This window comes from Halomarina rubra (genome assembly GCF_023699475.1).
Taxonomy (GTDB): domain Archaea; phylum Halobacteriota; class Halobacteria; order Halobacteriales; family Haloarculaceae; genus Halomarina; species Halomarina rubra.
This window is the reverse complement of sequence record NZ_JALXFV010000008.1, coordinates 996,097-1,003,740: the sequence shown is the minus strand read 5'-3', so window position 1 is coordinate 1,003,740 and position 7,644 is coordinate 996,097. Positions and strand designations below refer to the sequence as shown.

The following is a 7,644-nucleotide window of genomic DNA, read 5'->3' as shown; positions in this document are numbered from 1 at the left end:
TCAGTGCCTTCGGACGGTTTAACGTGTTCGTGCCCCGGTCCGACCGACAGTCGCTCTGTGTCTGTCACCTGGGTGGTCACCGAATCGGGGGCGATGTCCAGCCCATCGACGTTCGTGAAGAACTCGCCGGCGACCTGCTCCATCCCGGTGTAGTATTCGAACTCGTAGTTGGCGACGAGGAAGTCGCCGAGTTCCTCACTGACCGCACAGAGGCGGTCGTCGGGGGAGACGTCCGCCAGGGTCTGGCCCGCGGAGTTGGTGAAGCGCTCTTCTTCGTCGCCGGTGTATCGGACTCTAATCGTTGGCATGAATCATCAGGAATGTGGGGCCGGCACGCGCCGGCGTGGTCGGGTGCGATGCCTCAGAGCAGTCGGTTCGCTTGGGAGGCCTGTCGGGCGACGCTGACCAGTTTGTCCGCCAGCCGGTCGGCCGTCGCGAACTCCAGCGTCGCCGTCGGCTCGTCGCCGAGGAACGACATTGACACGCGGTCCAGCGGCAGGGTATCGCCGTCCAGCAGGCCGTCGAACGCCGGGACCGGGCGATGATAGCCCGGGTGGACGAGCTGGGGCGTGATTTCGACACTGCCCGACAGCGTGATGTCGTTCACGCGGTCGGCCAACTCCGACTCGGCGCGTTCCTGGCAGTCGAGTGAGGTCGTCAGCTCGGAGTCCCAGATGGGCAGGCCGTCGGGTCTGGGGTAGTAGCCATAGCGGTCGACCTCGTCCCAGTCGACGGTCGTCCACTGCGGGCGGGGCTGGGCGGGGTCGTCGGGTTGCCGCCCGTAGACGGTGATTCGGTTGGCGTAGTCGTTGGGCTGGAGTTTCGAATCGTGGTCCTGGTACGTCCAGTTCGCCGACCGGACCTGCTCGCTCGGGACGTAGCTCTCGACGACCGGCGTCTCGGGCGTGGAGTCGTCGTGGCGCACCGTGAATCGCATCCCCGCCCGCTGGTGCAAGTTCTGGAGGACGTTGAGGACGGTTCCCGAGGTTTCGAACGGGACGGGGTTGCCGTCGTCGTCCGTGCCGGTGCCGAGATACGTCACCCGCTCGGGTGCGTAGACGGTCGCCGAGAACGGTGTGTGCTCGTCCCAGACACGTTGAATCTCACGCCACGCCGCCCGGTTGACGAGTGACAGCGAGAGGTCGCCACCGTCGATGTGGGCGGCCGGGCCGCGAATCTGCACCGAGTGGGTGTCCCCACTGGTGGGACCGGGCACTGGGCCGATTTCGCCCCCGAACAACCGGTCGTTGCCGTAGAACAGTTCGGCCTCGCCGAGAATCAATCCCGGCGTGTCCGTCCGTGGGGGGAACTCGATGTCCGCGGTGGAGATCGCCGAGTGGCGGAGTTCGAGTTTCCCACCGAGGACGTCCGTCACGTCGACGGTCACCGAGTCGTCGGCGGCGGTGAGCCGCGCCCAGATAGCCTCGGGCATCAGTTATCGACCGTGTGGTGATAGTCGACGTCGACGATGGCGTTGCCCTGGAACGACCAGCGATAGCCACCCTCGCCGGGATTCAGCGCGTTGCTCTGGCTGATAGCGATGGGGTCGCCCGCGCCGTCGTCGCCGTAGAACGTCGTCACCTCGGTCGTCCTGTTGAACGACGAGTCGACCTGATACACCTCTATCATCGGCTCGAAGTCCTGCAACCCGGCGTACGTCCCGGTATCGTCGTTGACCGTGATGGTGATTTCCAGCCACTGGTCGTCCGGCGGGCTGGGGCTGTTCGAGCGGGCAATGGTCTGGAGGTCGCCGTCGACGTACTCGTTGAAGAACATCGAGTTGTTCGTCCCCCAGAACCGCAACGACAGCGCGTCATTGCCCGAGTTCCGTCTGCAAAAGAACCAGTAGCAATCGACGGCCGACCAGTCGTCAAAGTAGACGTAGAAGCGCTGTTTAGAGGGCACGCCGATGTACTGGGCGAGGCCGTCGCCCGGACTGGACTGGGTGGCGTCATATGACCCGTCGGCAGGATGCCGGAGTGAGGTCGTCCCGTCGACCGCCCGCGCCGTGGTGGTGACGAGGTCGCCGTCGACGGTGTCCTTGCGGCCGTGCCAGGCGTCGTCGAACTCGGCGTTTTCGAACGACGCGATGAGCGCGCCGTCCGAGGCCGTCCAGACGAGGCGTTCGCCTTGTCCGTCCTGGTCGTTCACGTACATGGCCGTCGCCGCCTGCTCGCCGTTGCCGTCCTGTTTGTCGTAGAGCGGTCGCTTGGGCGTCTCGCTGCCGTCGAAGATGGGCACCGTTACTCGTCCTCCAGGCGGATGTAGGGGTCGCTCGTCGACGGGACGGTGTTCTGGACGTAGAGGTCGTACCCGTCCACCGAGTCGGCATCGATGGTGCCGCCCGAAGCGGCGTCCACGACGTCGAACGCGTTGCTGTTCTCCTGCAGATTCGCCCCCGCACTGGGGCGCGTGTGGTGGTCTGCCGAGGAGACGTCCGTCAGGCTGTCGTGGGACCCCGCGCCCGCAGTCGAGGGCACCTCGATACGCCGGTCGGTCAGGTCGCCAACCCCGAGCGCATCGGCCGCCCCGGTCTGGGGCGGGATGGTGACCGTCGCGATGACCACGCCCGTCGGCGGCTCGGCGCGCAACACGTCGCTCATGTCGTCGGGCGCTGGTCGATAGGTCGCGCGCGCCTGCTCTTCGTTCTGGCCGTCCTGGTCGGTGTCGCGCAACGGTTCGTACGGCTCGGGGTCGCCCTGGCGATACTGCGCCGTCGCCGTGTCATCAATCCAGATGACGTCCCGCCGCGGCCAGTCCGCAGGGTTGTCGGCGAGCGTCACCGTCTGGGCGCTGACGGTCGTCGGCGTCCCCGCAATCTGGACGTCACCCGCCGCGACGTCGGTGTCGATCTGGGAGCTGTTGGTCGTCAGCGAGGCATAACAGTCGGTGATGACGCCGGTCTGGTCGTACGCCGCCAGCAGTTGGTTAGCGAACAGTGCGGGCAGGCCGTCGAAGGTTTGTGCTGCATACATGGCTGTCTGGAAGGGGATTGTGAGGGGACGGGGCGGGCGCTCAGAGGCCGAAGCCGCTGCGCTCGTGGTCGAACCGAACCTCATAGCGCGAGGGCGCGGTCGCCCAGCGCGCGATGAGTTGCACGTCGATATCGAGCGTGCAGACCGCCTCGGGGAGCGTGGTCGTGTCTTCGATGCCGGTGACGACGACCCACAGCGCCTCGGTCGCGCTCGGGCGCGCCGCCGAAGAGTGGCCCCGGGACTCGGGCGTGATGGGTTCGAGCAGCGCGAGTTGCTGGCCGTCGATGCCGGGATGTTGCTCGCGATAGTACGCCCGGCCTTGTTTCGGGCCGTAGACGGTGACGTCGCCGCTGAACTCGGCGTAGCGTTTGGCCGCCTGATAGCGCTCGATGTGGTCGGTCGCGCCGTCCGCGGGCGCGAACACACACGAGAGGGTCGCACTCGCCGCGGGTTTGAACGCCGGGAGCGACCCCGCGATACCGTCGATACGGATGTCGCCGAGTCGCCACGGCGCGCGATACGGCGCGCGAACGGGCACCTCGGGACCGTCGGCCCCGATAAGGGCGTCGTCGAGTTGGACGTCGTCGAACTGGGACATGAATCAGATTAGTGGGCGTTGCCGAGCAGGCGGTCGAGTTCGCGCTTCGTCTCCGCGGCGACGCGGCGGCCGTCGTCAGCCTCCTCGACGACAATCGCGCCTTTCTCGATGGTGACATGGGTCGTGTCGCCGCTGCCGTCGCTATCGAGCATCCGGTCGAGTTTCGATAGCGGCAGGACAGCCTCCGGTTCGGACCCCTCGCCAATCTCCGCAAGCGTCGGGCGGGTGGCGATGCCCCCCTCCGCGAGTTGCGGGAGGTCGAGACTCTCGTTGATTGCATACCGCCCGCCACCGATGGTCGCACTCGGGATGTTGACGCCACCAACGCTCCCGCCGCCGATTTTGACCTTCGGGATGTCGAACCCGACGTTGAAGTTCAGCTTATCGGGGATGGCGGCGTTGAACGTGTCCTGTATCCACGAGACGGCGTCGTTGATGGTGTCTTTCACTCCCGACACCAGCCCGCTGATGGTGTCTTCGACCCCGTCTTTCAGCTTGTCGAAGACGCCCAACACGCCCTCTTTGACGGCGTTGAACGCGTCTTCGAACAGGCCGACACCCGTCCCGGTAATCCAGTCTGCGACGGCGTTGAACAGGTCGGGGATGAAACTGGACCCGATGAGCCACTTCCAGAGGGCGTCGAAGACACCTTTGATGGCCTTGATGACGACGTCGAGCGCGCCGGTAAACAGCTTCTTCCCGCTGCCCTTGACCCACGAGACGATCTTGTTCCAGGTCCGTTCGAGGAAGCCGGCGATGGAGTTCCACGCCCCTTCCCAGTCCCCGCTGATGAGGTCGAGGATGACGTTGATGGTCGTCAGCAACCCGTCGAAGGCGATGGAAACGATGGTCGAAATGGTCCCCAACACCCCATCGAGGATGCGAATCAGGTCGTCGCCGAAGAGTTGCCAGCCCGCCTGAATCGTGTCGAGGATGGGTTTGATGATGGTCGTCCAGAGCGTGTTGAACGCCGTCCGGGCGTTCGCAACCAGGCCGTCACCTCCCGAGATGTGCTGACGGAACGTGGCGAGGATGTTCCGGAACGTTTCCCCGAAGTGCTTGTTGAGCAACCCCAGCACGCGCGTCGCGATGTCGTTGATGAGGCCGAACGTCTGTTTGAACTCCGTCTTGAGCTGGCCGAGAATCTTGTTCGACCGCGTCCCGGCCGTCTGCATCGGGGTGATGATTTGACGCTTGACCACGCCCATCACCGTCCGAACGGTCTTCTTGACGGCGTTGAACGCCAGCCGAACCTCTTTCTTGATGTTGTTGAGGTTGTTTTTGAACGCCGTGACGACCAGCCCCAGCGGCCCAGGGACGACCGTCGAGGCCAGCGTAGTGAGGACTTTATCGGGGTGGGTCTTGACGAAGGTGAACGCGTCACGGACCGCGTCTTTGACCTTCCCGCCGTGGCGGTTCCAGACGCCTTCGACCTTCTTGAGTTGCGTCGTGGCCGTCTGTTTCAGCGGGCCGAGGGCGTTCTGGAGTGCCGTGACAGCTTTGTTCCCGGCCTGCCGAACCGGCTTCGGGAGTTGTGCTTTCAGCTTCCCGAACTCCTGTTTCGCCAGCCGGACGGCCTCGCTACTGATGTGCTTGAACTGGTAGGTGACCGCACCCCAGTCACCAGCGATAGCGGCCTCGGCCGTGGACGCCCCGATGGTGATGGCCTTCCGGACCCCGGCCATCGCCTTCCGAGCGATGCCGGCCAACTGCCCGAGCTTCTGACGGAAGATGGCCGCTGCCCGATTCGAGGCGTCGCCGACGCCCAGCAGTGCGGCGGCGAAGTTGTTGAACTGCTTGAACGCCCGGGCCGCACCGTCGATGACGGGCGCGAACGCCGGCCCGAGGACGGTCCCCAGTCGGAGGCCGGCGACGACGACCAGTTTCGCAAAGCGCTGGAACTGGTCGATAAGGCTCCCCAGCGCACCGAACGTGTCGCGATTCGCCGTCAGGAACTGTCGGGCAGGTCCGATGACGTCGCGGTACCCCTGCTGGAGGCGGCCCGCCGCGGCGGCGAGGTAGTTGAACGCCGGCGCGAGGCCGTTCATGATGAGCTTCATCCCCTTGACGAACAGGGGGAGCATCTCCCGAGCGAGGTCGGCGAACGCGCCGGCGGCCTGGGGGATGGCCGTCATCGCCACGCTCCCGAGTTCGAGCAGCGCGTCACGGAACGGCTTGAGGTTCCCGACCGCATCGACAATCCGCCGGACCAACTCGCCGATGGCGTTGACCCCCTTCAGCAAGACGGGGCCGAACAGGTCGCCGATGGGCTTGGTGGCCGCAGCAACCTCCTTTTTCGCGCCCTTGAGCGCGGACTTCAGCTCGTCCATGTTGTGGGCCGCACCCGCGAGGAGACCGCCGGCCATCACCCCCGCGACGGCGGCGAACCCACCGGCGACGCCCAGCAAGCCCGCCGCAACAGGGGCGGCGGCGATACCGACGGCTGTCAGTGCGCCCGCGAGCAACACGAGACGGTTCGTGGCGACACTCGCCCCGACACCGACGGGGAACAGCGAGGCGCGCAGCGTGGCAACCCCGCCGGCGGCCATCGCTGACTTCCGCCCGGCCTGCGCGGCCTCGTCGCCGACCTCGTCCAGACGATTACTGGTCGCCGTGGCCGGCGCGACGACGTCGCTCAGTTCGTCAGCCAGTTGCCCCAGCGACCCCGCGAACAACACGGCATCAGCGCTCGCGTTGTCCATCTCATCACCGACCTCGTCGAGCGCGGTGGTGACCTGCTTGTCACCACGCAGCGTCAGTTCCGCTAAGATTTCGCCTTGTGCCATGGATTATGAAAGTGGGAGGATCGACCGGTCGTCATCACGCAGCGTCTCGCGGAACTCGGTTTCGAGGAAGACCCGCTCGGTGGTGCCCTGTTCGGGGAGTTCGTGGGGGAGACAGCCGTACGCCCGACACATCAGTGCGAACAGATGCCCGGACCTACTGGTGGCGAAACTTCTGGGCGCGTTCCTGCTCTTCGGAGTAGTACGCCCAGATCTCGACGAGCAGTTGGATGTCCGTGCCGGGTGGGACTTGCACCGTCTTGGACCCGACGACCGTCTCGCCGTCACGCCAGAACCGGGCGTCGAAGACCTTGCCCGTCGTCGCGTCGGCGAGGAACTCGTTGATCCACTCGGCGAGGTCCTCGAACGTCTCGTGGGGGTCCGCACCGAGTACCTCGCGGAGTTCGGCTTCGTCCTCGGCCGCCTCGGCCTGTCGGAACAGGTCGAGTTTCTCGTCCAGCCCATCGAGGTCGCCGGCCGACAGTTGGCGAATCTCGAACGGGATGGTCCGGATGTCCTCGCTCCCCTGCCAGACGTCGGCCATCCACGTCTCCTCGCTGGCCTGCTCGATAGCGGCGAGCGTCTCGGCCTGTTCGTCGTCGCCGAGGTCAGCCCACGCCGACCCCTGCTGGGCTTCGAACGCTTTGTCCAGTGCCGCCCGCTGTTCGTCGTGGGGCAACTCCGTGAACGCCGTGTCGTCGCTGGCTACCTCGGCGGTCATGGATTAGGCCCCCGTCCCGTCGAGCGTGCCGTCGGCGTCCAGGCGCTTGGGCCGCGTCAGGGCGTGGACGACCATCTCGGTCGTCGAGAAGTCATCCGTCGCGAGTTCGCTGGAGTCGACGACGATGATGTACTCGTCGATGCCGTACTGCGCTTTCGCGCTCCCGCTGGAGCGCTGCTGTTCGTTCTCGTAGACCGAGATCTGCAGCGCCTCGTTCGTCGCCGCCCCAGTCCGCGAGTCGTAGTGGCCGCGTACCTCGCCGTTCGAGGAGTCGTAGAGGCCCAGCGCCTCCATCGAGGCCGTCGGGACGGTGACGTCACGCGAGAACGTGACTTCCCACGCCTCGGAGGTGACGACCTTGTCGAGTTGGAACTGCCCGTGTAGGTTGCGGTCGGCGGTCTCTGCGTTCGGAGACATCTCGATGGTGTCGGCCGTGCGGCCGACGAGTGTCCACGAGATGGTCGATGCACTGGTGTCGTCGGTGTGTTCGATCTCGATGATGTCACCGGCGATTGCGTCGTGGGTGCCTGCGCTCATTGTTGGATTACCTCAGGAATGTGTCGGTGT

Annotated in this window: 9 protein-coding genes; all 9 read right to left on the bottom strand. The window is 65.7% G+C overall.

Annotated features, from left to right (window positions below; all coding sequences use genetic code 11):
- The coding region (locus M1L36_RS20400; RefSeq protein ID WP_250875579.1) for a hypothetical protein at positions 1–308 on the bottom strand (308 nt) is incomplete at its 3' end.
- Between the two features lie 53 nt (positions 309–361).
- Positions 362–1,432, bottom strand: coding sequence for a hypothetical protein (locus M1L36_RS20395; RefSeq protein ID WP_250875578.1), 1,071 nt, complete (start codon positions 1,430–1,432; stop codon positions 362–364).
- Positions 1,432–2,241, bottom strand: coding sequence for a hypothetical protein (locus M1L36_RS20390; protein WP_250875577.1), 810 nt, complete (start codon positions 2,239–2,241; stop codon positions 1,432–1,434). Before M1L36_RS20390 ends, M1L36_RS20395 begins: the two co-directional genes overlap by 1 nt.
- A gap of 2 nt (positions 2,242–2,243) precedes the next feature.
- Positions 2,244–2,975 (bottom strand): hypothetical protein, encoded by a 732-nt coding sequence (locus tag M1L36_RS20385; RefSeq protein ID WP_250875576.1) that lies wholly within the window; start codon positions 2,973–2,975, stop codon positions 2,244–2,246.
- Positions 2,976–3,015: 40 nt separating this feature from the next.
- Entirely contained in the window at positions 3,016–3,573 is a 558-nt protein-coding gene (locus tag M1L36_RS20380; RefSeq protein ID WP_250875575.1) for a hypothetical protein, read from the bottom strand.
- 8 nt (positions 3,574–3,581) lie between these two features.
- Positions 3,582–6,359: a phage tail protein gene (locus M1L36_RS20375; protein WP_250875574.1), complete on the bottom strand. Its 2,778-nt coding sequence runs from the start codon at positions 6,357–6,359 to the stop codon at positions 3,582–3,584.
- 3 nt (positions 6,360–6,362) lie between these two features.
- Positions 6,363–6,491 carry a hypothetical protein gene (locus tag M1L36_RS21505; protein WP_305794574.1) on the bottom strand — a complete coding sequence of 43 codons (129 nt, stop codon included), beginning with the start codon at positions 6,489–6,491 and terminating at the stop codon, positions 6,363–6,365.
- 22 nt (positions 6,492–6,513) lie between these two features.
- A complete protein-coding gene (locus M1L36_RS20370) occupies positions 6,514–7,077 on the bottom strand; it encodes a hypothetical protein (protein ID WP_250875573.1) in 564 nt (187 codons plus the stop codon).
- 3 nt (positions 7,078–7,080) lie between these two features.
- Positions 7,081–7,614, bottom strand: a complete 534-nt coding sequence (locus M1L36_RS20365) for a hypothetical protein (protein ID WP_250875572.1) — start codon at positions 7,612–7,614, stop codon at positions 7,081–7,083.
- Positions 7,615–7,644: the final 30 nt, after the last annotated feature.

What these genes read in the sequence shown, in the direction of transcription:
- M1L36_RS20395 (WP_250875578.1), bottom strand. Translation starts at nt 1,432, where the DNA reads ATGCCCGAGGCTATCTGGGCGCGGCTCACCGCCGCCGACGACTCGGTG.
- M1L36_RS20385 (WP_250875576.1), bottom strand. Translation starts at nt 2,975, where the DNA reads ATGTATGCAGCACAAACCTTCGACGGCCTGCCCGCACTGTTCGCTAAC.
- M1L36_RS20380 (WP_250875575.1), bottom strand. Translation starts at nt 3,573, where the DNA reads ATGTCCCAGTTCGACGACGTCCAACTCGACGACGCCCTTATCGGGGCC.
- M1L36_RS20375 (WP_250875574.1), bottom strand. Translation starts at nt 6,359, where the DNA reads ATGGCACAAGGCGAAATCTTAGCGGAACTGACGCTGCGTGGTGACAAG.
- M1L36_RS21505 (WP_305794574.1), bottom strand. Translation starts at nt 6,491, where the DNA reads ATGTGTCGGGCGTACGGCTGTCTCCCCCACGAACTCCCCGAACAGGGC.
- M1L36_RS20370 (WP_250875573.1), bottom strand. Translation starts at nt 7,077, where the DNA reads ATGACCGCCGAGGTAGCCAGCGACGACACGGCGTTCACGGAGTTGCCC.
- M1L36_RS20365 (WP_250875572.1), bottom strand. Translation starts at nt 7,614, where the DNA reads ATGAGCGCAGGCACCCACGACGCAATCGCCGGTGACATCATCGAGATC.